Here is a 23,314-nt window from a genome sequence, read left to right on the forward strand (position 1 = left end):
TCCCTTTTAAATAAAAGAAATTTATAAATTTAATCAAGCTATCTTTTCAAATTTTAAAATTCCATTCACTCGCAAGAATTGACTACTAAAATTTGGCTTCGCTTATCGCTTAGCTCAAATTTTAGAGCCGAAATTACTCGTTTATGGAATTTAAAAATTTGTATGGCACTTGCATGATGAAACAAATTTGCAAATTTTAAAATCTTACTCACTCGCCTTAGCAGACTACTAAATTTAGGCTGCACTGCGTTTAGCACTAAATTTAGAGCCGTGATATGCTCGTTCATAAATTTTAAAATTTGCCTGACACTTGCCCGATGATAACCCACATACTGCGCTACGCACAGGTTTTGATAGGCAAAGTCGAAAAATTACATTAAATGCTTAAATAAAATTTTATATAATCCCTCTTTTACAAAGGTGTAGCGACTTTACAAAAAAGGAGACAAATGAGCCAGAAAAGTCCAGTTTCAAATTTTACACCAGCTGATGATGAGGTGCTTGCATTTTTGTCAAATTTGGGTCAAAAATGGCACAAAAGCGATGATGTAGCAAATTTTATAGAGCGAAATTTTACATTTGTCGGCTCAAAACCGCTTTTACAAAATTTAAAAGATTATAAAACGGCTGATTATAAAAATTTTGCTGATATTAAAAATTTTCTAAGCCTAGACGCAAGCGTTCAAAGTAAAATTTTAAGCAGCGAGATAGGCTATATCGGCGACAATCTAACTAGCCTAGAGCTTAAATTTGCGCCTGAATGCTTTTATGATTTTTTAAAATTTATGGTTGAAAATGTCCCGCAACATCACTATTTTTGCAGCCAAAAAGAGGGTTGGATCTTGCTAGTTGCGATGGAGGGATATGTAGAATTGGGCGTTTTGCATTAATAGATTTAAAATTATCCTGCAAAGATAAAAATTCCGTCCATAAAAGTCCTAAAATTTAGCAAAAAAGTCAAATTTACACGCAAGCATCGCCTTTTGCTAGCAAAATTTAATCATTTTTTTTATATAATCCAAATTTTTCACAAAGGTAGATAATATGGATAGAAAATCGTGGAGTTCAAGACTTACATACATTTTAGCTGTTGCAGGGGCTACGGTCGGCTTTGGCGCGACGTGGCGGTTTCCTTACTTGGTCGGTCAAAACGGCGGTGGGGCCTATGTTTTGGTGTTTTGCATAGCGATGATAGTCATTGGTATTCCTATGATTTTGGTTGAAAACGCCATCGGCAGGCGCCTAAAATGTAACGCCGTTGATGCATTTGGCGGCACGATAAATGGCAAAAAGATCAGCAAAAAGTGGCAGATAGTGGGCTGGATGGGGCTTGTAGGCGCATTTGGCATCATGGCTTATTATATGGTTATCGGCGGCTGGGTGCTAAACTACATCGCGCAGATCAGCTTTGGCCTGCTTGATCTCTCGCACATCGTGAGTTTTGAGCAAACGAGCGCATTTTACGAGCAAAATATCGTTAGCAACCCGCTTGCCATAAGCTTTGCAACCCTTGCCTTTGTGCTCGTAAACTACGCTATCTTGGTGCAAGGCGCAGTTGGCGGCATCGAGCGCTCAGCGAAATACCTAATGCCACTGCTTTTTATCTTGATGCTCGTCATGATCGCTAAAAACATTACACTTGGGGGTGCGATGGAGGGTGTGAAATTTTACTTAACGCCTGATTTTTCAAAGATAAGCTTAAAGCTTTTTGTCGAGGTTTTAGGACAGGTTTTCTTTGCGCTTTCGCTTGGATTTGGCGTGATGATAACGCTCTCAAGCTTTGTGAAAAAAGACGAAGGCTTAGTTAAAATTTCTATCATCACAGGCATTTTAAACACCGTCATAGCCGTGCTTGCTGGCTTTATGATATTCCCGTCGCTCTTTAGCTACGGCGTCTCGCCAGATAGCGGCCCGAGCCTAGTTTTCAAGTCGCTTCCGATCGTCTTTTCGCACATGCCTTTTGGCGGATTTTTTGCGGTTGCGTTTTTCGCGCTGCTTATGATCGCTGCGCTTACGACGTCGCTGCCGATATATGAAGTGATCATTACCACGCTGCAAGAGAAATTTAAGATAAAACGCAAAAAAGCGATATTTTTAGTGCTTAGCGTCATCTTCGTGCTAGGGAATTTGCCCTCACTTATGGCTACAAATTTGCTAAGCCACGTGAGCATTTTTGGTAAAAATATCTTTGACGCATACGACGCGATAAGTGCAACGATATTTTTCGTGCTGACCTCGCTTGGATGTGCGATATTTGTCGGCTGGGTGCTAAAAGATGAAGCGAAAAAAGAGATCTTGCAAGGCAGTGAAAAATACGCAAAGCTTATAAATATTTGGTTTTTCTATATCAAATTTATCGTGCCTTTTGTCATTTTGGTGCTATTTATCAGCAGTTTTTACGACAACTTTTTGAAGTAAAATATGCGTGAGCTTGTAAATTTTGATAGCGGTGAGCGCCTAAGACTTAGCGTAGAGGATAAAGCCTTAGTGAGCGTGAGCCAAAAAGGTGGCAAAACAAAGCAGAGTAAAAAAGAATTTGCAAGCATTGATGAGGCTAAAAAAGCCTGCGTCAAAAAAGAGTGGGAGAGCCTAAAAAAGGGCTTTATATTGCAAGATAGCGAGGCAAAAACAGGTGAAGCGAGTCTGCATGTCTATATCGGTGGTGGATACACTGGAGCGCTCTCGTTTGCCAGTATAAAAGATGAAATTTATGTCTATAAAAGTGGCGGTCAAAAAGATGGCGGCAAGCCTAGCGATATTTTAGTGAAACTTGATCGAAGCGGTGCTATAAAAGAGCAGATCGCCTTGCCAAAGCCGCTTGCGTGGGACGCCCAGTGTGCAAACGAAAATTTACTTTTAGACCTTGATCATGAAATTTACATTTTTGAGCCAAAAGAGGCTAAATTTCGTGAAATTTTAGCCGAGCAAAATGTTAAAAAAAGTAGCGAGATAGCTAGCTTTATCTGCTCTGCAAATAATGCGGCAGTTTTTGGCATGTTTGGGCAAATTTTTATCTTTTGTGAAGGTCTAATTTTAAAGATTGGCGAGTATAAATGCAGCACAAAAAACCACGTGCCGATACTTTGCGCAGCTCTTAGTGCGGATGCCAGCATGCTTGCACTTTGCACCAAAGAAAATGAGCTGCAAATTTTAAATGCAAAAAATGGCGAAATTTTAAGCGAGCTAAGAGCAGAATTTGGCGTGCTAGATAAAATTTGCTTTTTGGATGAAAACACGCTTTTGCTTAGACAATATCTTGAAAACAAGCTATTTTGCCTTGATATCAAGAGCGCAAAGATGACAAAGCAGCCTTGGATAAAGGATGAGTACCTAAGAGCGAGCGAGTTTTGCGCGGAGGCTGGCAAGCTTGTGGTGATAGATCAAAGCAAGGCCTACGCTATCAATCTAAAAAGTGGCAACGTGATGGCGGAATTTACGCTAGATCATGTCGTAAAGTGCTGTGAGGCTAAATTTATAGATGGCAAGCTCGCAGTTAGAACGGACTATGGCTGCTTTAGTCTTTATAAAATTTAAGGGAGAACATGTTTTATACACTTTTATCTATTTATGTTTTTTATGTGATTTTTAAGCTTTTTTTGGCGATTTTGCAGATCGGCTTTGTAAGAGCTGAAGCCAAAAAAGAGCCAGTCGTGCTTGAAGAGAGCGAATACAAAAACGCCGCAGTTGCCGCCGTGACAAACCTAAAATTTGAAATTTTTAGCCTCATCTATCACGCCATCATTTTCTTTGCGTGGATAAGCTTTGGGCTAAAGATGCTCTCAAGCGCTTGCCTAAAAGATGGCACTACGTTTGAAAATATCCTTTTTGTGATGAGCTTTTTGCTGATCTCGTCGCTGCTTGATCTGCCGCTAAATATCTACGAGAGCTTTGTAAAAGACAAAAAACTAGGCTTTTCAAATATGAGCGCAAAGATATTTTTGGTTGATACTATAAAGTCGCTAGCGCTAATGCTCATTTTTGGCTCGGCATTCGTTTGGCTCGTGCTTCTTTGCATAAATTTCCTTGGCGATTTTTGGTGGTTTTGGGCGTTTTTACTAAGTTTTGGCATCGCAATAATTATAAATTTAATATATCCAACGCTCATCGCGCCTATATTTAACAAGATGTCACCGCTTGAAGATGGCGAACTAAAGGGCAAGATAGAGGGTTTGCTTACAAAATGCGGCTTTAAAAGTAGCGGCGTTTTTACGATAGACGCTAGCAAGCGCGACAACCGCTTAAATGCCTATTTTGGCGGACTTGGATCGACAAAGCGAGTGGTGCTTTTTGACACGCTGATAAAAAAGCTAAGCACCGAGGAGATCGTGGCGGTTTTGGGGCACGAGCTTGGGCACTTTAAGCATAAAGATATCCTAAAAATGATAGCGCTAAGTGCCATTATGCTATTTTGTCTATTTTTCATCTTTGGAAACGTGAGCACAAGCGCATACGAGGCGATAGGACTAGGGCAAAATGGCGCTAGCATCATCATCTTTTTGGTGCTTTTCTCGCCTATTTTTAGCTTTCTTTTTTCGCCGATCATCTCGCACTTTAGCCGCAAAAATGAATTTGGCGCAGATAGATTTTCAAAAGAAATTTCAAACAAAACTGACATGATAAACGCCCTAACCAAGCTTGGCAGCGAAAACAAAGCGTTTCCAAAGTCGCACTGGCTTTACTCATTTATCTATCACTCGCATCCAAGCCTTTTTGAGCGGATAAATGAGCTAGAAAATGAGAGTTGAAGAGGCGCTTAAAGAGGCAAATTTAAGGCTAAAGCCACTTTGTGAGAACCCAAGCAGGGTGGCTAAAATTTTGCTCATGAGCTACCTTGACGTGAGCGTTGAGTGGATATTTTTAAACCAAAAGAGTGAATTTGGTGAGAGCGGCTACTTTGACCTTGTAAAGCGCTTTGAAAACTACGAGCCACTTGAGTACATTACCGGCAAGGCTGGCTTTTATGGCTTGGAGTTTGAGGTAGAAAGTGGCGTTTTGATACCGCGCCCTGAGACTGAAATTTTAGTTGATAAAGTGCTAAAGATAGCAAGCAGCTACAAAGCACCAAAGATCGCTGAGATCGGCACTGGCAGCGGGATAATAAGCGTCATGCTAGCCCTTAAAACAAACGCTAAAATAGTAGCCACCGACATAAACGAAAAGGCTCTAAAACTAGCTAAAAAAAATGCGCTTAAATTTAATGTAAGTGATAAAATCAACTTTGTAAAATGCTCATATATCGATGAAATTTCTGGTGGTATCGACATCTTGGTCTCAAACCCACCTTATATCGCACGAGACTATAAACTTGATAAATTTGTGATAAATGAGCCGCATGAGGCGCTATTTGGCGGAGAGGTCGGAGATGAAATTTTAAAAAACATCATCCTTATCGCTAGAAATCGCAGTATAAAAAATATTGCCTGCGAGATGGGCTATGATCAAAGAGCGAGCATGGAGATGGCGCTAAAATTTAATGGCTTTAAAAGCACGTTTTACAAGGACTTAGCAGGCTTTGACAGGGGCTTTTGTGCGAGATTAAAACTATAAAGGAGTGAGATTGAGAAGTATCTATTTTTTACTATTAGCAGCGGTGATAGGCACTGAGCTAACGCTTGGAATTTTGGTCGCGCCAGTCATATTTTTCCCACAAAGCATCATAGGCGAGGGGGTGCTGACGCATTTTATGAGTGGGCAGATGATGACAAAGATATTTTTAAAATTTAACTACGTTTTGCTATTTGTAAGCGCATTTGTGGCAGTTAGCGAGCTCTTTGATCTAAGAAAAAAGCTTGCATTTTCACTAAAATTTAGCACATTTATGCTCTCGTTTTTAAACTTAGCCCTAGCGCTAAGCTTTGTCTTTATCTTTACGCCTTTTATCGTGCAGGCTCAAAGTCTTGGCGCAGAGGCGACGCAGACAGCAGAGTTTGCCAAGATGCACAGCGCAAGCGAATATGTGATGAAAGTGATGCTTGTTTTGCAGCTCATTTTGTTTTTTGTGAAATTTAAGATCAGCCAAGATGAACGCCAAGCCTGATATCCAAATCTTAACGAATTTTTTAGCCGAATACACAACCGCGATGGTGAGCGCTGGCACATACACAGCGCGCGTAGAAAAGTGCGTCGACCGCATAGCTAACCACTACGGCTACGACGTTAGCGTGACCATTTTTGTGAAGTATTTTACCATTAGCGTGATGGACTCACAAGATAACTCCTTGCGCCGAACTTATGTGAGAAAGATCCCTCTAGGGCAGGTTAGTTTTAACAGAATTTCCGAGCTATCCTCGCTTAGCTGGCAAATTTTAGATGAGGGTTTAAGCTTAGATGAAGCTAAAGAGAGTTTTGAGGGCGTAATGAGTGTCAGTGCAAATAAATTTGCTAGCTCACTTATCTTAATAAGCCTTGCAAATGCGGCATTTTGCAGACTTTTTGGAGGCGATGCTGGCTCAGTTGTTTGCATATTTTTTGCAACGCTTGTTGGCTACACTCTTAAATTTGCCCTTGCAAAAATGGGCGTAAATTTAAAAGTTCAATACGTCCTGACATCATTTGTCGTCTCATTTATCGCCTATCTTGGCGTATCTTACGGGCTTACACATACAAGCGACGTGGCGATAGGCTCGTCTGTGCTCTTTATGATGCCGGGCGTTTTTCTCATAAATTCAGTCTTTGACATCCTAAATGACAACACCCTTGTTGGCATCAGCAGAGCCATAAGCACGGGCATCCTTATACTTTGCATGGCTGTTGGCGTCTATATCACGCTAACGCTTAGCAGCGCGGAGATATTAAATGTTTGAGCTTTTTAGTGAAACGCTTGTAGATGCTGGCTTTGCTGCGGTGGCTGGGCTGGGCTTTGCCTATGCTAGCTCGCCTCCAAAAAGAACTCTCATATTTTGCGCCTTGCTCGCTGCATTTGCGCATGCTAGCCGCTTTTGGATCATGCAGATGGGATTTTTTAACATCAGTGTCGCAACACTCATCGTCTCTTTTATGAGCGGCATTTTAGGCATGCTCTTTGCCAAACGGCTAAAGGTGCCAGCTGAGATCATCGCATTTCCAGCGCTTTTGCCGATGGTGCCAGGAGTTTTTGCGTATAAAGGGATCTTGGCACTTTTTTCATTTTTGAATGAGACAAGTATCGCTAAGAAAAATGAGTATTTGATCATATTTTTTGATAATGCCATCACGACCACGACGGTTTCGCTAGCGCTTGGTGTGGGCGTTTCGGTGGTGCTTATTTTATTTTATGATCAGTCACTTACGATAACTAGAGGCGCTAAAGGCAAGCCTGGTAAGAGCAAATGAAAATTTAAAGGAGCTTTGCAGTGAAGATAAGAATTTATTACGAAGATACCGATGCAGGCGGCATCGTCTATCATACAAACTATATTAAATATTGCGAGCGAGCCAGAAGTGAAGCGTTTTTTGAGGCTGGGCTAAATTTCACAAAAGAGGTCGGATACTTTGTCGTTTCAGCTCTTGAGGCTAAATTTCTCGCTTCAGCAGTGCTTGGCGATGAGGTTTTTGTGAGAACAAAGCTCATAGAGCTTAAAAAGGCAAGCCTTGTTTTAGAGCAAGAAATTTATAAATTTGAAGAAAAAGATACTGAAAAAGTGCTCTTTAAAGCGACTATCACGCTAGCTTTTATGAAAGAGGGCAGGCTAGCAAAGATAGATGAGAGCATGAAAACTTTTATAAATGAGGTTAAATTTTAGCAAGCAAAACTGCTAAATCCCGTTTGTGCTGTTTTGCTCCTGCGAATTTACCTCATTAAAGTGATCGCTTTTTGTATCATAAATTTTCACATCATATAAAACTTGCGAGCCCTCAACCTTCTCAGCAAAAATTTTGCTGGCACTTTTGTTTATGAAATTTGTATAGATATACTCCACTCCCAAGGCACTTGAGTAGCCGATCTGTGAGTATCTAAAATCAACTCCAAAAAGATCTCCAAGCCCTAAAAAGTTCTCATCAAGTAAATTTAGCGAATTTGCCACAAAGAGGTTTTGCCTATCTCTTTGCGTGATGGCGCTAAAGATATTTGGCAAGAAATTTATCTGCGTGCTTAAAAGCGCGTAAGGCTTTATCTCAAAGCCTCTCATCTGCGTTGCTACAAGAGAAGCTTTAACTATAGGGATGTTTAAAAAGATGCTTGCGTTATCAAATTTAGACTTTTTGCTTAAAGTATCGTTTAAATTTATATCTTTACCTGTGATCGAGCTCTCGTAGTAGTCGTTACTTTGCATGCGTACATACTCGTTTAGCTTTTGTGCTAGCGCGCTGCCATCGTCAAAGGCGACTATTTTTTCGTTGGCAAAAGCGAGCAGGGCTGAAATTTGCGCTTTGTAATCAACTCCACCAAAGATCAAATTTGGCTTTGGAGCCGTCACAAAAGAGCTATGAACGCTTGGGATGTAGATGAGTTCGTTTGGCAGGATGAGAGAATTTACCATGTTTGCGCCATTTTGAGTAAGGGCTGCTATGAAGTAGATAAAGCCCTCATTTCTAGCGTTTTGAAGCGCGTTTTGAAGGCTAGGCAAACTCTCGTCGCTACTATTTATAAATTTCACTTCGACATTCGCATCTTGCTTTAAGATGTAGCTTAGAATCGCGTTTGATACGACATTTGCGTATGATTTTATAACCTTTTGAGGGATGATGACTGCTATCTTATCGCTTTGTGCAAGCTTTAAAATCATCTCTCCGCCAAGCGAAGCGTAAAGGTCTAAAAGTGCCTTATCATCTATCTTTGCTGGCTCAAATCTCGCCATAAAGCTAGCTAGCATATCGCTATTAATAAGCTCATTTAAGCAAGAGCTATCACAAAATTCTGGCTCTAAATTTATGTAAGTGATCTTTGCTGGCGGTATGCTTGAGAGGCTTTGATTTTTAGTGATGTTGCTTTCAAATTTTGCCTCAGTAGTCTCGTCTTGCATCTCGCTTAAGGCTTCATTTTGCGCTGCAAAAAGGCTTACAAATATAACTAAAAAAAGAAAAATTCTTTTCATATCACTCCCTTGATTTTTTTCAAATCATCTATAAAATTTTCTTCAAAACTTGGATTTTTGCTGATCCACTCTGGTGAAAAAGTTGGCATTATAAACCTATCATCATCTTTTAAAATGCTCCCTCTTATGCTTGAAAATCCGCCCTTTGAGAGCAAATTTGGATAAAGATGCATAAAAGCTTCCTCTCCTAAAGTGATGATAATTTTTGGCTTAATAAGTCTTATCTCTTCTAAAAGATATGGCCTGCAAAGCTCAAACGAGCTCTTTAACGCTGGATTTTTCGCGTCACTATTTGAAATTTCACAGCGCAAAAGCAAGCTTATATAAATACTATCTTTTTCTAAATTTAAGCCATTATTTATAGCATTTTCTAAAATTTTGCCGCTTGTGCCTTCAAAATAATCATCTTTTTTGCAAAGCGATACAAACATTATCTTGCTATTTTTATCGCCAAAGCCAGTAAAAACGCACTTTGAGCTATTTCTCAAAAAGCAAAGAGAGCACTTTTTTATCTCACTATTTAGCTCGTCTATGCTGTTATAATCTTGATATTTGCTTAAATTAAGAAAATTTTCATCTATAAAATTGTAACCGATCGCTTTTAAAAAAAGTAATTTTTCTAAGAGATCTTTATTTTTATGAAATTTCATTTTCGGATTATAACTTGATTTACTTAAAGTTTAAATTATAGTTTTTTCGGGCTGATTTATTCAAAGGAATTTAAGTATTGCTTTGATAAAATCCCACTTTTTATATTAACTTTAAGGATAGAAATGAAAAGGACTTATCAACCTCATAAAACCCCTAAAAAACGCACTCACGGCTTTCGTTTAAGAATGAAAACTAAAAATGGCCGCAAGGTTATCAACGCTAGACGTGCTAAAGGTAGAAAAAGATTGGCTGCTTAGCTGGTTTTGAGTCACTAAGTGACTCGAGAGAATTTTCTCAGGTTTATAAAGAGGCTAGCAAATGGCACTGTGACGCTTGCGTAGTTTTTTATAAACCTACAATTGAAAAAAAATTAGCAGTTGTTGCTAGCAAAAAAGTGGGAAAAGCAGTAGTTAGAAATAGAGCAAAGAGACTTTTAAGAGCTGCTTTTTTTTCTATTTCTAATGAGCTAAAAGATGGCACTTACATTATGGTCGCAAAAAATGGAATTACAGAAATTTCATTTGACAAAATTTGTAAAAATTTGAGCTGGTCTATAAAAAAAATGGGATGTCTAAAATGAAAAAATTTGCGATTAAATTTATCGCTTTTTATCAAAAATATATTTCCATACTTCTGCCAAAAAGCTGTCGCTACTATCCGACTTGCTCACAATACGCCATTTGGGAATTTCAAACAAACAGCTTTTTCTCTGCTTTTTTTGCAACATTCATGCGAATTTTAAGATGCAATCAACTTTTCAAAGGCGGTATCAACTACCCAATCATCCGCAAAAAATTTAACTCATGTTTTATATTTCAAAAAAGCGATACCAAAAATGTAAATTTCTGGTTTATCCCTTGCCAAAATAGTAAATTTTATGTCGTAAAAGTATTAGATAAATTAAAGGAAAAAAAATAAATGGAACAGATGTCTATGCAAAAAAGGTTGCTTCTTGCAGCACTTTTGTCGATCGTATTTTTCATAGTATATGACTTTTTTATGCCAAAAAGAGCTCCACTAGAGCAAAACCAGACAACGATCTCTCAAACAATGGATCAAAGCAAAGCCCCAGCCTCTACTAACGATACTCCAAAATCAAATGAAAATTTAGCTTCAAACGAGATAATCGCTACCATCAAAGGTCAAAGCTACGAAGCAAAGATAGATAAACTAGGTAGGATCGCGAAATTTTATCTAACCGAAGATAAGTATAAAACAGAAGATGGCAACAAAATCGAGCTTGTTTCACAAAATCCACTGCCGCTTGAGCTTAGATTTAACGATAGCGCTTTAAATACTGATGCTTTTAAGGTTGCATATAGCAGTGACGCTAGCGAGGTAGATGCTAGCAGCGAGCCTAAAACTATAAAACTCACTCAAAATTTAAACGGCGTTACAGTCACAAAAAATATCAAATTTTACCCAAATGGTCGTTACGAGGTTGAAGTAAATTTAAGTAAAAGTGTTGATTATTTTATCACTCCTGGCTTTAGACCAAATATCGCGATAGATAGCTACACAGTTCATGGTGTCATGCTTAGAAATACAGACGATAGCCTAAATATCATAGAAGATGGCGATGCAAAAGAGGTTAAAAACTATGCAAATACTACTATAGCGGCTGCATCTGATAGATACTACACAGCGCTATTTTACTCATTTGACAAGCCATTTGAAGCCGTTGTGGATAAAGATACAAATAACAATCCTATCGTCTTTGTAAAGGCAAACGATAATCTAAAACTAGGCGCTTACATCGGACCAAAAGAGCATAAAATTTTAAGCTCGATGGATGAGAGACTAAACGATGTTATTGAGTATGGATGGTTTACGTTTATAGCAAAGCCGATGTTTGCATTCTTAAATTTCTTACATAACTACATTGGCAACTGGGGTTGGGCGATAGTTGTGCTAACGCTTGTTATAAGGATAGTTTTATTCCCGCTTACATATAAGGGTATGCTATCGATGAATAAGCTAAAAGAGCTTGCTCCAAAGGTAAAAGAGATCCAAACAAAGTATAAAGATGATAAGCAAAAGATGCAAGTTCATATGATGGAGCTATACAAAAAACATGGCGCAAATCCGATGGGTGGCTGCTTGCCGATCTTGCTTCAAATTCCAGTATTTTTTGCGATCTACCGCGTTTTACTAAATGCGATCGAGCTAAAAGGTGCTCCTTGGATACTTTGGATACACGATCTTTCAGTGATGGATCCATACTTTGTGCTACCTATCTTGATGGGTCTAACGATGTTTTTACAACAAAAACTTACACCAACGACATTTACCGATCCTATGCAAGAAAAGGTTATGAAATTCTTGCCTTTGATCTTCACGTTTTTCTTTGTGACATTCCCAGCAGGTCTTACGCTTTACTGGTTTGTAAATAACGTTTGTTCAGTCGTTCAACAAGTCTTTGTAAATAAACTTTTTGAAAAACATAAAAAAGCTGCGGAGGTAAAAGCTCAATGAAAATAGAAGCAAATACCCTCCAAGAGGCATTTCAAAAGGCAGCCGAGCAGCTTAATTGTTCAGTCACTGAGCTTGACATCAAGGTCTTGCAACATCCAAGTGGCGGAATTTTTGGATTTTTTAAAAAGACAGCGATCATTGAGGCAAATTTAGAAAATCAGCCAAAACCACAACATAAACCAAAAAATGATAGAAATTTTGCTAAAAAAAGTGATGAGAATGAGAGTGTAAAAGAAGAGAAAAAACAGGGTAAAAAACACGAGCATAATGATAAAAAGCGAAATCCTAAAAAGCATAAAGATGAGAAAAATGAGGCTAAGTCTGAGCAAAAAGAGCATAAAAATGAAAAGCCAAATTTAAGCGAGAAAAACTCAGCTCTTGCAAAAGATGCCTTTGCTGAAAAGGGTGAAAAAGAGGCTGAAGAGCCGGGATATGTCATAAAAAGACTTGATGAGCCAAAAGAGCCAAAAGAGCAAAAAGAGACTAAAGTGGCAAAAGAGCCACAAGCTAGTAAAAGTGTTCCTAAAAACATCCTAGATACTTCAATCATCGAAAATTTCAACCAAACTGATGAAGAGAGCGCGCCTCAAGCTTTGCCAAAAGAGAAAAAAGAGAAAGTTGTAATCGACTTTGATAAAATTTTACCCGAGATAAAAGAGGGCATGACGCGTCTTTTTAAGGCAAGCTGCTTTGAGATAGACAAGGTAGAAGTTAGTAAATTTAACGATGAGACAGTGCTTATCGAGCTAGACGGAGCTGACGCGGCACTACTTATCGGCAAAGAGGGTTATAGATACAAGGCGATCTCTTATATGCTCTATAACTGGCTAAATTCAAAATATAACCTCGCTATCCGCCTTGAGATCGCGCAATTTTTGCAAAATCAAGAAGCGATGATGGATCAATATCTAAATGGTGTAATCGAGCGTGTGCAAAATAGCGGTAGAGCCCAAACAAAGCCACTTGATGGAGTTTTGGTCAAGATCGCGCTTGAGAAACTTCGCGAGAAATTCCCAGATAAATATGTCGGCATAAAAAGCGGCAATGACGGCAAATTTGTCGTCGTAAATGACTTTTTTAAAAAATGAGTGAAACTATCGCAGCCCTTGCCACAGCTTATGGCATCGGCTCAGTTTCTATCGTAAGGCTTAGCGGCAAGGACGCTCTGGCCACCTCTTTAAAACTTCTTAAACTTTCAAATTTAGAGCCAAGATACGCAAAACTAGCCAAAATTTACTCCCTTGATGATGAAATTTTAGACGAGAGCATCGTTATATATTTTAAGGCTCCTGCAAGCTTTACTGGCGAGGATATCGTCGAGTTTCAAACTCATGGCGGCGTGATGGTGAGTGAGAGAATTTTAAATGAGCTAATAAGAGCTGGCGCAAGGCTTGCTATGCCAGGCGAGTTTAGCAAGCGGGCATTTTTAAATGGCAAGATGGATCTAGCTAAGGCTGAGGCGATGCAAGGGCTCATCACCTCAAAAAGCGAGATCGCAGCTAAAATTTTAACCCGCCAAATGCAAGGTGATCTTAGTAAATTTGTAGGCGAGATCAGGGGCGAAGTGGTCAAAACTCTTGCCTTTGTTGAGACGATGATTGACTATGCTGATGATGATCTGCCTTCAAATTTGCTAGAGCAGACAAAAGATATGCTTTTAAAAAATAGTGAGAAGCTAGAGCGCATAGCCACTCTTAGCGAGCAAAGAAGAGGGCTAATAGATGGCTTTAAGATCGCTATCGTCGGCAAGCCAAATGTTGGCAAAAGCTCCATTTTAAACTCATTTTTGGCATACGAAAGAGCGATCGTTAGCGACGAAGCGGGCACAACTAGAGATAGGATAGAAGAAAATTTTAAGATCGGCTCGCATCTAGTTCGCATAATAGACACCGCAGGCATTAGAAAAGATGCTGGAAAGATCGAGCAAATCGGCATAAACTACTCGATCTCTGCCATAAACGAGGCAGATATCATCCTAGCTGTCTTTGACGGCTCATCTTTAAGCGACGAGCAAGATAAGGAGATAATAAAGCTCGTTTCTAACTCAAACAAAAAAGCCTTTTTTATCCTAAATAAAAGCGATCTTGCGTTTAAATTTGACATAAATTTGGACGGCGCTATCAAAATTTCTGCAAAAACTGATACGAGCGTAGTTTTAAAAGAGCTTGAGGGCTATCTCAAGACGCAAGACACCGACGAGATCATGCTAAGCTCAAACCGCCAAATTTTAAGTTGCAAAGAGGCGAGCGAGGCTTTAAACAGAGCGTTTTTAAGACTAAGTGAAGATGAGCTAGAAATTTTCGCTTACGAGCTAAATACCGCGATAAAGGCACTTGCAAGCATCACAAAGCCATTTGAGAGAAGTGAAATTTTAGACGAAATGTTTAGCCATTTTTGTTTAGGGAAATGATACTTTTTTTGGTTAAAATCTGCGCTTTTTAAAGGAGAAAAAATGAAAATTTTACTTATAAATGGTGGCAAAAAATTTGCCCATTCAGATGGCAGGCTCAATCAAACACTTCACGATCTTGCATACGAAAAACTAGCAAAAATGGGTCACGAGGTAAAACAAACCGTGATAGATCAAGGCTATGATATCGAGGCCGAAGTTGAAAAATTTCTCTGGATGGACGCGGTAGTTTGGCAGATGCCAGCTTGGTGGATGGGCGAGCCTTGGATAGTGAAAAAATATATCGACGAGGTCTTTACAGCAGGTCATGGCAAGCTTTATACGAGTGATGGCAGGCATAGGGTAGATCCAGCCAAAAACTACGGCAAAGGCGGCTTGCTAAATGGCAAGAAATTTATGCTAAGCCTTACTTGGAACGCCCCAGCTGAGGCATTTAGCGATCCAAATGAGTTTTTTGAGGCGCGCGGTGTTGATGGAGTTTACTTTCATTTTAGAAAAGCAAATGAATTTATTGGCTTAAAGTCGCTTCCGCACTTTATCTGCTGCGATGTTATCAAGATGCCAGACGTGCCAAGATATCTAAAAGAGTATGAGGCGCATCTTGAAAAAGTTTTCAAAGCGTAAAACATTTCTACCACTCTCTAGCCATTTGCGCTAGAGGGCATTTAAATTTATATCTATCTTGGTTGGGGAAAATGAGGAGAAAATTTCTATTTTTAGCTGCAGTTATATTTTTTACTGGGTGCGCTGGCAAGCAAATTTTAAAGCCAAGCGATGAGGCAAATTTACTCTACCTTGAAAATAACGAAACCTTGCTTGAGATGAAATTTTATAAGCTTCAAAATAGCCTAGATGATTTTAATAAATTTGCAAACATTGTCGGCAAGGCTGAGATAAAAGCAGCCGGCACAAATGCAGGATTTAGCACTTTTGGCGAGATAATGCAAAGTGGCGACGCAAATAAAACGATGATCGTTAAAAATTTAGACACCAGCAAAGACGCTGTGCTGTCAAATTCTAACGATATAGATGAGCTAATAAACGCAAAAAATATCAAATTTTATGACATTGGAGATGGCATAGTCCAAAGCATAGTTTATAGCACGAGCGCTATGTCGGTTTGTGAGGCGTTTGTGAGTAGCAAAGAGGCTATAAAAACAAAAAGCGTGACAAATTATATTTTAAAAAATGGCTTTTTTGCAGTGATATTAAGCTCAGATATAGTTGGCAACGAAGGCTTTGTGCTAAAGGAAACTAGGTACTTTTTCAACCTTTCGGACGAGGATGAAAAGATATTGAAAAATGACACTCATAATCCAAATTTTCAAAAGACAACCATAGAGAGCGACCTCTTAAAACAAGGCAGAATTCTCCTAAATGTGCTTTGTTTTAAGGCATTTCAAAAGTAACACCCACCAAAGATTCAAAGCCCTTTTTAGTAACTTTTTATAAGCAAGGTTGTAAAATAGCTTAAAATTCTTAAAAGGTTACATCAATGGATAAAGCTACCATACAAGCACATAAAATCAGCGACGAAGAGTATGAGGAGATCTTAAAAATTTTAGGCCGTGAGCCAAATTTACTAGAGCTTGGCATATTTTCGGCGATGTGGAGCGAGCACTGCAGCTACAAATCAAGCAAAAAATACCTAAACGGCTTTCCGACAAAGGCACCTTGGGTCATCCAAGGACCTGGCGAAAATGCTGGCGTCATCGACGTTGGCGACGGGGTTGCAGCTGTGTTTAAGATGGAGAGTCACAACCACCCAAGCTTTATCGAGCCGTTTCAGGGCGCTGCAACTGGCGTTGGTGGAATTTTAAGAGATGTCTTTACTATGGGCGCAAGAGTCGTTGCGAACATGAACTCACTTCGTTTTGGCGAGATAAGAGGCGAGAGTGAGCTGGCTAAAAAGCATAGATATTTGCTAAAAGGAAGTGTGGCTGGCATAGGACACTACGGCAACTGCATGGGTATCCCAACGATCGGCGGCGAAACTACCTTTGATCCTAGCTTTAATGGCAATATCTTAATCAACGCTTTCGCGCTTGGACTTTGCAAAAGTGATGAAATCTTCTACGGCAAGGCTGAAGGAGTGGGCAACCCAGTCATTTACGTGGGCTCAAAGACCGGTAGAGACGGACTTGGCGGCGCTGTTATGGCGAGCGATAGCTTTAACGACGAAAATAAATCACTTCGTCCAACGGTGCAAGTAGGCGACCCATTTGCCGAGAAACTGCTTATGGAGGCGTGCTTAGAGCTCTTTAAAAAAGACTACATCATCGGCATCCAAGATATGGGCGCAGCAGGACTTACAAGCTCTAGCTTTGAGATGGCTGGCAGAAGTGGCAGCGGTATGAAGATGTATCTAGACCGCGTGCCGATGCGCGAAGTTGGCATGACGCCTTATGAACTAATGCTAAGCGAGTCTCAAGAGCGTATGCTAATATGCGCCAAAAAAGGCTACGAGCAAAAGGTGCTTGAAATTTTTAGAAAATGGGACCTTGACGCTGAGATCATCGGCGAGGTCACAAGTAGCGGAGTGATGCAGCTTTACTGGCATGACGAACTTGCAGGCGAAATCCCTATCGGGCCACTTAGCGAGGCAGCTCCGGTGCTTGATCGTCCAGTCGCACGTCCAAAATACCTTGATGAGATAGCAAATTTAAAAATTCCAAATAATGTCGATAATAAAACCGCATTTTTCAAGCTTTTAAAAGAGCCAGAGGTGCTAAATAAAAGCTTTATCTACGATCAATACGACGCAAATATCCAGACAAACACGATAAAACAGCCTGGTTGCTTGGGCGCTGCAAGTATCAGAGTAAAAGGCACTAAAAAGGCCGTCTCTATGGCCGCGCAGTGCGATCCTAGAGCAAATTTCGTTGATCCAAAAGTTGGCGCTGCAAGAGCCGTCGCTGCAGCTGGCAGAAAGGTAGCGATGAGCGGCGCTGTGCCACTTGCGATAACTGACTGCTTAAACTACGGCAACCCGCAAAATCCAGAGGTAATGTGGCAGTTTAAAGAGGGATGTGAAGGCATAAAAGAGGCTTGCCGTGAGCTAAATACGCCAGTTGTTAGTGGCAACGTGAGCCTTTATAACGACACTGACGGCGTTAGCGTCTATCCAACGCCAGCCATCGTCACGGTTGGTGTAAATGAAGACGCAAATTTAAACCTAAAAAGCAAATTTTTAAGCGAGGGTAGGGCGATTTACTTGCTTGGCGAGACAAGAGGAGAATTTGCAGCTTCTCTTTACGCAAAGGCGCTATTTGATGTGGTTGGCGGAAAGCTAAAAGAGGTTGATTATAAAGCTGAGAGAGCTCTTTGGGAGCTAGTGATAGAGGCAAATAAAGAGCAAATTTTAGAGTTTGCAAATAGCGTAGGCGTGGGCGGTCTTGCTATCACGCTAGCAAAAATGGCTAGCATCTCAAACATCGGCATAAATTGTGAAGTTAAATTTAAAGAGCCAAATTTTATCTTTGATGAGAGCTTTTCAAGAGCGGTTGTGGGTGTAAAAGACGAGGCTAAATTTGAAGCACTTGCGGCTAAATTTGGTGTGAAATTTGGAAAGATCGGCGTTAGCGGAGGCAAGAGATTTAAGCTAAATGAGATAGATGAGAGCTTAGAGGACGTAAGAGAAATTTATCTAAATGAGTTTGCGAAAATCGTAAAAAAGGAGGACTAAGAGATGTTTTCTAAAAAGGAAAAAGTAAGCGGGGAAAAGGAAGTAGAGCAAAACGAGAAAAAGGGCGTGGCAAAGCCGCCAGTGCTCTTTAGCGAGACTCAAAATTTGATAAGTTCGATCGAAAAGAGGCTAAACGCCCCTTTGATAACCTACTACAACTCAAACGCTGGTAATGTCTGCGGCAACGATGCAAGCGCAATGTATGAAATTTTAAAGGGCAAAAAGATAGACACTGCCTACCTTTTCATAAAAAGTGATGGCGGAAGCGGTATAGCTGCGCTTAGGATCATTAGCACCCTTAGAAACTACTGCAAAAATTTAATAGCACTGATCCCATCAAACTGCGCTTCAGCTGCTACGATGATGGCGCTTGGAGCAAACGAGATCGTGATGGGCCCACTTGCCTATCTAACTCCGGTTGATACCTCGCTCAAGCATGAACTTAGTCCTACAAATAAGGGCAACGAGCTTGTAAGCGTCTCTATGGACGAGCTTAGCCGTGTGGTGAAGCTCTGGAAAGAGCAGGACAAAGATAGACCAAACGACACAAACCCCTATAACTCGCTATATGAGTATATCCATCCGCTAGTTTTTGGTGCGGTTGATCGCGCTAGCTCGCTCTCACTTAAAATTTGCTCTGAGCTGCTTAGATATCACATAGATGATGATAAAAAGATCGTTGAAATTTCTGAGAGGCTAAACGCAGACTACCCAGCGCACGAGTATCCGATACTCTTTCGTGAGGCGCAGGAGATCGGTCTGCATGTCAAGAAAATGGACGATGATCTAAATGAGATGCTTCAGGAGCTAACGCTACTTTACTCAGAGATGGGACAGCGAGCCTTTACTGACTACGATGAGAACAGCTATCACGATAACAACATCGCAAACATCATCGAGACAAACGGCAAGCAAATTTACTATCAGATCGATAAAGACTGGTTTTATCGCCCTGAGGAGCGCCGCTGGAACGTGATGAACGACGAGAGCTCATGGCGCAAAAATGAGCTAGTAAATGGCAAGATAAAAAATACAATCTATCACTTGTGGTAATATGTCTGGAGTCCTGTTTTTACTGATATTAGGCGGTGCGATATTTTTATTTATGAATGTCCAAATAGGTAGTAACCGCAAGAAACAAGCAAATGTAGATGAGGCTAAATTTCTAGTCTCACTACTTGCAAAAGTCGCTAAAAGTGACGGCAGAGTTAGCGAGCTAGAGGCTAGGCTGATCACTCAAGTGCTAGATGATCTAAGCCAGAAAGTTAGTGGCGTTAGCGGCGTGCGTGAGTATCTAAAAGAGGTTTATAATAGCCAAAAAGAAAATGTAGATAACGCCTATGAAACCGCCAGAAACTACAAGCGCGCGTTTAATCTAAACTACGATACCTGCGTGGCTAGGCTCACATTTTTTCTAAATTTAGCCTATATAGACGGTGAGTTTAACAAAAGCGAGCAAGACGTCATAAGAAATATCGCTTATGGATTTGGCATCGACAAAGAGACGCTTGATGAGATAATCTATAAATTTGATAGCTTTTATGGCTCGAGATTTGGGGCAGACCATGATGAGGTAAGCCAAGAAAACGATGCATTTGAGGTTTTAGGACTTAGTAAAAATGCAAGCCTTGAAGAGATAAAGGCTCGCTACAAAGAGCTTGTGAGGCAGTATCATCCTGACATTTTGATGGGCAGAGGCGAGAGCAAAGAGGTGATAGAGCGCTCGACTAAAAAGCTTCAGGAGATAAATGAGGCTTATGGGCGATTAAAAGAGAAATTTGGAGTTTAGATGAAGAAATTTATTATTTTGCTGTTAGCGGTGGCTGGCTTTTGCAGAGAGCTAAACGTAAGCGATCTTGATGGAAATGAGATCAAATTTGAGCTAAAAGATAGCACGCTTTTTGAAAATGGCAAAAAGATCGGCGAATACAATAAGACAAGCGCTGCTAGCATCATTCTAGCTGGCAGCGATGGCGTAGAGGCTGATTTTAAGGCAGTTAGAGCTAAAAATTTAAATGAGTTTAAAGAGTATATATTTTCAGATGAGGGCGGCATAAAGGTGGTGAAATTTAGCGCTAAAAGCCCGATCTGCGAGGCATTTAGCAAAAAAGAGGCTGTAAATTTAAGCGTGCTAAGTTCAAGCTATTTTGGTGGCAAGCAAATTTCAAACTATGCCTTTAGTGTGGATATCGCAGGCGGAGAGTTTCAAAATTTAGTCAAAAAGAGCCATTTTGCAGTAAATGCTAGTGGTAAAAGTTTAGAAAAACTAGAAAATTTAACAGAAGAAAATATCAAAAAAGACACAGCCATGGGGCTACTTGTGCTTGAAAAAGCGATGTGTTTGGCGGAGAAATAAAATAAATTTAATCAATCTAAAGGAGAAAAAATGAGAGCGTTGCTTAGCGTTAGCGATAAAGAGGGTATTGTAGAGTTTGCAAAGGGGCTAGAAGAGCTTGGCTGGCAGATACTTTCAACTGGTGGCACCTATAAACTTTTAAAGGCCGAAGGCGTCAAAGCCACTGAGGTCAGCGAATTTACGGGCTCACCTGAGATGTTTGAGGGCAGGGTAAAGACCCTTCATCCAAAGATACATGGTGGCATCTTGCACAAACGCGATGACGCTACGCACGTGGCTCAGGCAAAGGAGTATGGCATCGAGGGCATCGACCTAGTTTGCGTAAATTTATATCCATTTAAAGAGACTACGATTAGGACTGATGACTTTGCCGAGATCATCGAAAATATCGACATCGGCGGCCCAGCCATGGTAAGAAGCGCTGCTAAAAACTTTAAAGACGTGCTCATCGTCACAAGCGTGCTTGACTACGATGAAATTTTAAAGCGCCTAAAAGAGAAAAGCGATGATTACGAGTTTAGAAGATCGCTGATGATAAAGGCGTTCGAGCATACAGCGGCATATGACAGCATGATCGCAAACTATATGAATGATAGATTTAATGGCGGTTTTGGCGATGCTAGATTTATCGTGGGAAGCAAAGTTTTTGACACCAGATACGGCGAAAACCCACACCAAAAAGGCGCGCTTTATGAGTTTGATTATTTCTTTACAAACAACTTTAGAGCCCTAAAAGGCGAGGCAAGTTTCAATAATATGACCGATATAAATGGCGCACTAATGCTTGCAACTAGCTTTGATGACGCGCCAGCAGTGGCTATCATCAAGCACGCTAACCCTTGCGGCTTTGCAGTAAAAGATACGTTGCTTGAGAGCTACGTGGCAGCGCTTAAATGCGACCCGATCTCGGCATACGGCGGCGTGGTGGCGATAAATGGCACGCTTGATGAGGAGCTAGCCAAAAAGATAAATGAAATTTACGTTGAAGTAATCATCGCTGCAAATGTCGATGATGCCGCGCTTAAGGTGTTTGAGAGCAAAAAACGCATCAAAATTTTCACTCAGGATAATAAATTTTTAGTCCGCGCAAATGATAAATTTGACTTTAAGCACATCGATGGTGGATTTGTATTTCAAGAAAGAGACTTCGTAAAAGACGAAGAGTTTGAAAATATGAAGCAAATGAGTAAGAAATTTGCAACTGGTAGCGAGCTAAAAGATGCTCAGATCGCGTGGAAAGTGGCTGCGCTAACGAAGAGTAACTGCGTAGTTTATGTAAAAGATGGCGCGATGGTGGCTATTGGTATGGGTATGACTAGCCGCGTGGATGCTGCTCGTGCGGCCGTAGCAAAGGCAAAAGAGCTAAAGATCGATCTAAGTGGCTGCGTGCTTGCAAGCGAGGCGTTCTTCCCGTTTAGAGACAGCGTCGACATCGCTAGCAAAGTGGGCGTAAAATGCGTCATCGAGCCAGGTGGTAGCATCAGAGATGATGAGGTGATAGAGGCTGCCGATGAGCACGGCATGTCGTTATATTTCACTGGCGTTAGACACTTCTTACACTAAAATTTAGGGGCGCTTTGCCCCTTATTTCACACTTTATAACTTTAAATTTTATATAATCCTTCAAAAAAGGAGCTCACATGAAAAAGATATTAAATTTTCTCTTGGTTTTTATTGTATTTTTGGGTGTAAATTTGACGGCGAAAGATGAGTTTTTAAAGGAGCGGACGATGGCAGGGCAAAATTTGAAAGAAATTTATTTAGCAGGTGGCTGCTTTTGGGGTATGCAGGGCTATTTTAAAAAGATATTTGGCGTGGTGGATACGAAGGTGGGCTACGCAAATGGCAAGAGCGAGAGCACGAGCTACCGTGAGCTGCACGAGAGCGATCACGCCGAGACACTTTATGTGAAATTTGACGAAAACAGGGTCGCTTTGGCTGAAATTTTGGCTCATTTTTTTAGAGTGATCGACCCGACCTCGCTAAATAAACAGGGCAATGACGTCGGCAGGCAGTATAGAAGCGGGATTTACTATGTTAGCAAGGACGATCTACCAGTCATTGAGAGCTTTATAAAGATCGAGCAAAAGAAATTTAAAGATAAGATCGTGGTCGAGGTCGCACCACTTAAGAATTTCGTCATTGCTGAGGAGTATCATCAAGACTATCTTGACAAAAACCCTTTTGGATACTGCCATATCGATCTAAATTTGGCAAATAAGCCGCTTTATGATGAGGCTAAATTTAAACCACTTAGCAAAGAGGAGCTAAAGAGAAATTTAAGCAGCGAGCAGTATGCAGTGACGCAGGAGGCGGCGACTGAGAGGCCATTTAGCAGCGAGTATGATAAATTTGACAAAAAGGGCATCTATGTCGATATCACCAGTGGCAAGCCGCTCTTTTCAAGCGCTGATAAATTTGACGCAGGATGTGGCTGGCCAAGCTTTACAAAGCCTATCACGACAACGACGCTTGCGTATAGCGAGGATAACTCTTTTATGATGAAAAGGGTTGAAGTTAGGTCTCAAAACAGCGATGCGCACCTTGGACATGTCTTTGACGACGGGCCAAGTGACAAGGGTGGGCTAAGATACTGCATAAACGGCGCAAGCCTTAAATTTATACCACTTGAGGATATGGCTAGGCTTGGATACGAGGAGTTTATCCCTTACGTAAAGTAGCTTTTGTTGAAGCAAATCAATGGTTTGAAAAGTTTAATCAGA

Annotated in this window: 26 protein-coding genes; 23 read left to right on the forward strand and 3 right to left on the reverse strand. The window is 40.5% G+C overall.

The features are described 5' to 3' along the window. Positions 1 to 65: 65 nt before the first annotated feature. A complete protein-coding gene (locus G6W43_RS03515; RefSeq protein WP_149712190.1) occupies positions 66 to 287 on the reverse strand; it encodes a hypothetical protein in 222 nt (73 codons plus the stop codon). Positions 288 to 449: 162 nt separating this feature from the next. On the opposite strand from G6W43_RS03515, the gene G6W43_RS03520 reads away from it, so the two are divergent. The 9 genes from G6W43_RS03520 (at position 450) to G6W43_RS03560 (ending at position 7,721) form a co-directional block, all read left to right on the forward strand. Next, on the forward strand, positions 450 to 890 hold the full coding sequence (locus G6W43_RS03520) for a hypothetical protein (RefSeq protein WP_107797060.1): 441 nt from the start codon (positions 450 to 452) through the stop codon (positions 888 to 890). Positions 891 to 1,044: 154 nt separating this feature from the next. Further along, entirely contained in the window at positions 1,045 to 2,418 is a 1,374-nt protein-coding gene (locus tag G6W43_RS03525) for a sodium-dependent transporter (protein ID WP_103645192.1), read from the forward strand. A gap of 3 nt (positions 2,419 to 2,421) precedes the next feature. Further along, on the forward strand, positions 2,422 to 3,534 hold the full coding sequence (locus G6W43_RS03530; RefSeq protein WP_103645193.1) for a hypothetical protein: 1,113 nt from the start codon (positions 2,422 to 2,424) through the stop codon (positions 3,532 to 3,534). An 8-nt stretch (positions 3,535 to 3,542) separates the two neighbouring features. Continuing rightward, positions 3,543 to 4,745, forward strand: coding sequence for a M48 family metallopeptidase (locus G6W43_RS03535; protein WP_149722050.1), 1,203 nt, complete (start codon positions 3,543 to 3,545; stop codon positions 4,743 to 4,745). Continuing rightward, positions 4,735 to 5,547, forward strand: a complete 813-nt coding sequence (prmC, locus tag G6W43_RS03540) for a peptide chain release factor N(5)-glutamine methyltransferase (protein WP_194169163.1) — start codon at positions 4,735 to 4,737, stop codon at positions 5,545 to 5,547. Before G6W43_RS03535 ends, prmC begins: the two co-directional genes overlap by 11 nt. 10 nt (positions 5,548 to 5,557) lie before the next feature. Beyond that, complete coding sequence (locus G6W43_RS03545) at positions 5,558 to 6,037, forward strand: DUF4149 domain-containing protein (RefSeq protein WP_021085474.1); 480 nt, start codon at positions 5,558 to 5,560, stop codon at positions 6,035 to 6,037. Continuing rightward, a complete protein-coding gene (locus tag G6W43_RS03550; RefSeq protein WP_103579192.1) occupies positions 6,021 to 6,803 on the forward strand; it encodes a threonine/serine exporter family protein in 783 nt (260 codons plus the stop codon). The genes G6W43_RS03545 and G6W43_RS03550 overlap by 17 nt, the downstream gene beginning before the upstream one ends. Next, positions 6,796 to 7,311 (forward strand): threonine/serine exporter family protein, encoded by a 516-nt coding sequence (locus G6W43_RS03555; protein WP_194169164.1) that lies wholly within the window; start codon positions 6,796 to 6,798, stop codon positions 7,309 to 7,311. Before G6W43_RS03550 ends, G6W43_RS03555 begins: the two co-directional genes overlap by 8 nt. Positions 7,312 to 7,331: 20 nt before the next feature. Beyond that, on the forward strand, positions 7,332 to 7,721 hold the full coding sequence (locus G6W43_RS03560) for a YbgC/FadM family acyl-CoA thioesterase (protein WP_149712197.1): 390 nt from the start codon (positions 7,332 to 7,334) through the stop codon (positions 7,719 to 7,721). Between the two features lie 12 nt (positions 7,722 to 7,733). Here the strand turns inward: G6W43_RS03560 and G6W43_RS03565 are convergent, their stop codons facing one another. After that, positions 7,734 to 9,014, reverse strand: a complete 1,281-nt coding sequence (locus G6W43_RS03565) for a hypothetical protein (RefSeq protein WP_194169165.1) — start codon at positions 9,012 to 9,014, stop codon at positions 7,734 to 7,736. Next, positions 9,011 to 9,502 carry a uracil-DNA glycosylase family protein gene (locus G6W43_RS03570; protein WP_228027366.1) on the reverse strand — a complete coding sequence of 164 codons (492 nt, stop codon included), beginning with the start codon at positions 9,500 to 9,502 and terminating at the stop codon, positions 9,011 to 9,013. The genes G6W43_RS03565 and G6W43_RS03570 overlap by 4 nt, the downstream gene beginning before the upstream one ends. Positions 9,503 to 9,787: 285 nt before the next feature. Between G6W43_RS03570 and rpmH the strand changes: the two genes are divergently transcribed. The 14 genes from rpmH to msrB all read left to right on the forward strand — a co-directional run bounded on the left by rpmH (position 9,788) and on the right by msrB (position 23,272). Beyond that, positions 9,788 to 9,922 carry a 50S ribosomal protein L34 gene (gene rpmH / locus G6W43_RS03575; RefSeq protein ID WP_002940373.1) on the forward strand — a complete coding sequence of 45 codons (135 nt, stop codon included), beginning with the start codon at positions 9,788 to 9,790 and terminating at the stop codon, positions 9,920 to 9,922. Beyond that, positions 9,910 to 10,245, forward strand: a complete 336-nt coding sequence (rnpA, locus tag G6W43_RS03580; protein ID WP_080658384.1) for a ribonuclease P protein component — start codon at positions 9,910 to 9,912, stop codon at positions 10,243 to 10,245. The genes rpmH and rnpA overlap by 13 nt, the downstream gene beginning before the upstream one ends. Further along, positions 10,242 to 10,583 carry a membrane protein insertion efficiency factor YidD gene (gene yidD, locus G6W43_RS03585; RefSeq protein ID WP_087583103.1) on the forward strand — a complete coding sequence of 114 codons (342 nt, stop codon included), beginning with the start codon at positions 10,242 to 10,244 and terminating at the stop codon, positions 10,581 to 10,583. The genes rnpA and yidD overlap by 4 nt, the downstream gene beginning before the upstream one ends. Next, a complete protein-coding gene (gene yidC, locus G6W43_RS03590; RefSeq protein WP_194169166.1) occupies positions 10,584 to 12,140 on the forward strand; it encodes a membrane protein insertase YidC in 1,557 nt (518 codons plus the stop codon). After that, complete coding sequence (locus tag G6W43_RS03595) at positions 12,137 to 13,228, forward strand: Jag N-terminal domain-containing protein (RefSeq protein WP_194169167.1); 1,092 nt, start codon at positions 12,137 to 12,139, stop codon at positions 13,226 to 13,228. The genes yidC and G6W43_RS03595 overlap by 4 nt, the downstream gene beginning before the upstream one ends. Then, complete coding sequence (mnmE, locus tag G6W43_RS03600; protein ID WP_194169168.1) at positions 13,225 to 14,550, forward strand: tRNA uridine-5-carboxymethylaminomethyl(34) synthesis GTPase MnmE; 1,326 nt, start codon at positions 13,225 to 13,227, stop codon at positions 14,548 to 14,550. Before G6W43_RS03595 ends, mnmE begins: the two co-directional genes overlap by 4 nt. A gap of 42 nt (positions 14,551 to 14,592) precedes the next feature. Next, the gene (locus G6W43_RS03605) at positions 14,593 to 15,174 is read left to right on the forward strand and encodes an NAD(P)H-dependent oxidoreductase (RefSeq protein ID WP_194169169.1); all 582 of its coding nucleotides are present in this window, start codon (positions 14,593 to 14,595) and stop codon (positions 15,172 to 15,174) included. Positions 15,175 to 15,245: 71 nt separating this feature from the next. Further along, a complete protein-coding gene (locus G6W43_RS03610) occupies positions 15,246 to 15,959 on the forward strand; it encodes a hypothetical protein (protein ID WP_194169170.1) in 714 nt (237 codons plus the stop codon). A gap of 86 nt (positions 15,960 to 16,045) precedes the next feature. Beyond that, positions 16,046 to 18,235 (forward strand): phosphoribosylformylglycinamidine synthase subunit PurL, encoded by a 2,190-nt coding sequence (gene purL / locus G6W43_RS03615; protein WP_194169171.1) that lies wholly within the window; start codon positions 16,046 to 16,048, stop codon positions 18,233 to 18,235. A gap of 3 nt (positions 18,236 to 18,238) precedes the next feature. Further along, the gene (locus G6W43_RS03620) at positions 18,239 to 19,288 is read left to right on the forward strand and encodes an SDH family Clp fold serine proteinase (protein ID WP_148824758.1); all 1,050 of its coding nucleotides are present in this window, start codon (positions 18,239 to 18,241) and stop codon (positions 19,286 to 19,288) included. 1 nt (position 19,289) lies between these two features. Further along, positions 19,290 to 20,024: a TerB family tellurite resistance protein gene (locus G6W43_RS03625; RefSeq protein WP_194169172.1), complete on the forward strand. Its 735-nt coding sequence runs from the start codon at positions 19,290 to 19,292 to the stop codon at positions 20,022 to 20,024. Beyond that, positions 20,025 to 20,591 (forward strand): hypothetical protein, encoded by a 567-nt coding sequence (locus tag G6W43_RS03630; protein WP_194169173.1) that lies wholly within the window; start codon positions 20,025 to 20,027, stop codon positions 20,589 to 20,591. Positions 20,592 to 20,621: 30 nt separating this feature from the next. Next, a complete protein-coding gene (gene purH / locus G6W43_RS03635; RefSeq protein ID WP_194169174.1) occupies positions 20,622 to 22,154 on the forward strand; it encodes a bifunctional phosphoribosylaminoimidazolecarboxamide formyltransferase/IMP cyclohydrolase in 1,533 nt (510 codons plus the stop codon). Between the two features lie 77 nt (positions 22,155 to 22,231). Further along, entirely contained in the window at positions 22,232 to 23,272 is a 1,041-nt protein-coding gene (msrB, locus tag G6W43_RS03640; RefSeq protein WP_194169175.1) for a peptide-methionine (R)-S-oxide reductase MsrB, read from the forward strand. Positions 23,273 to 23,314: the final 42 nt, after the last annotated feature.

It is taken from the genome of Campylobacter concisus, assembly GCF_015229965.1.
In the GTDB taxonomy this organism is placed as follows: domain Bacteria; phylum Campylobacterota; class Campylobacteria; order Campylobacterales; family Campylobacteraceae; genus Campylobacter_A; species Campylobacter_A concisus_BD.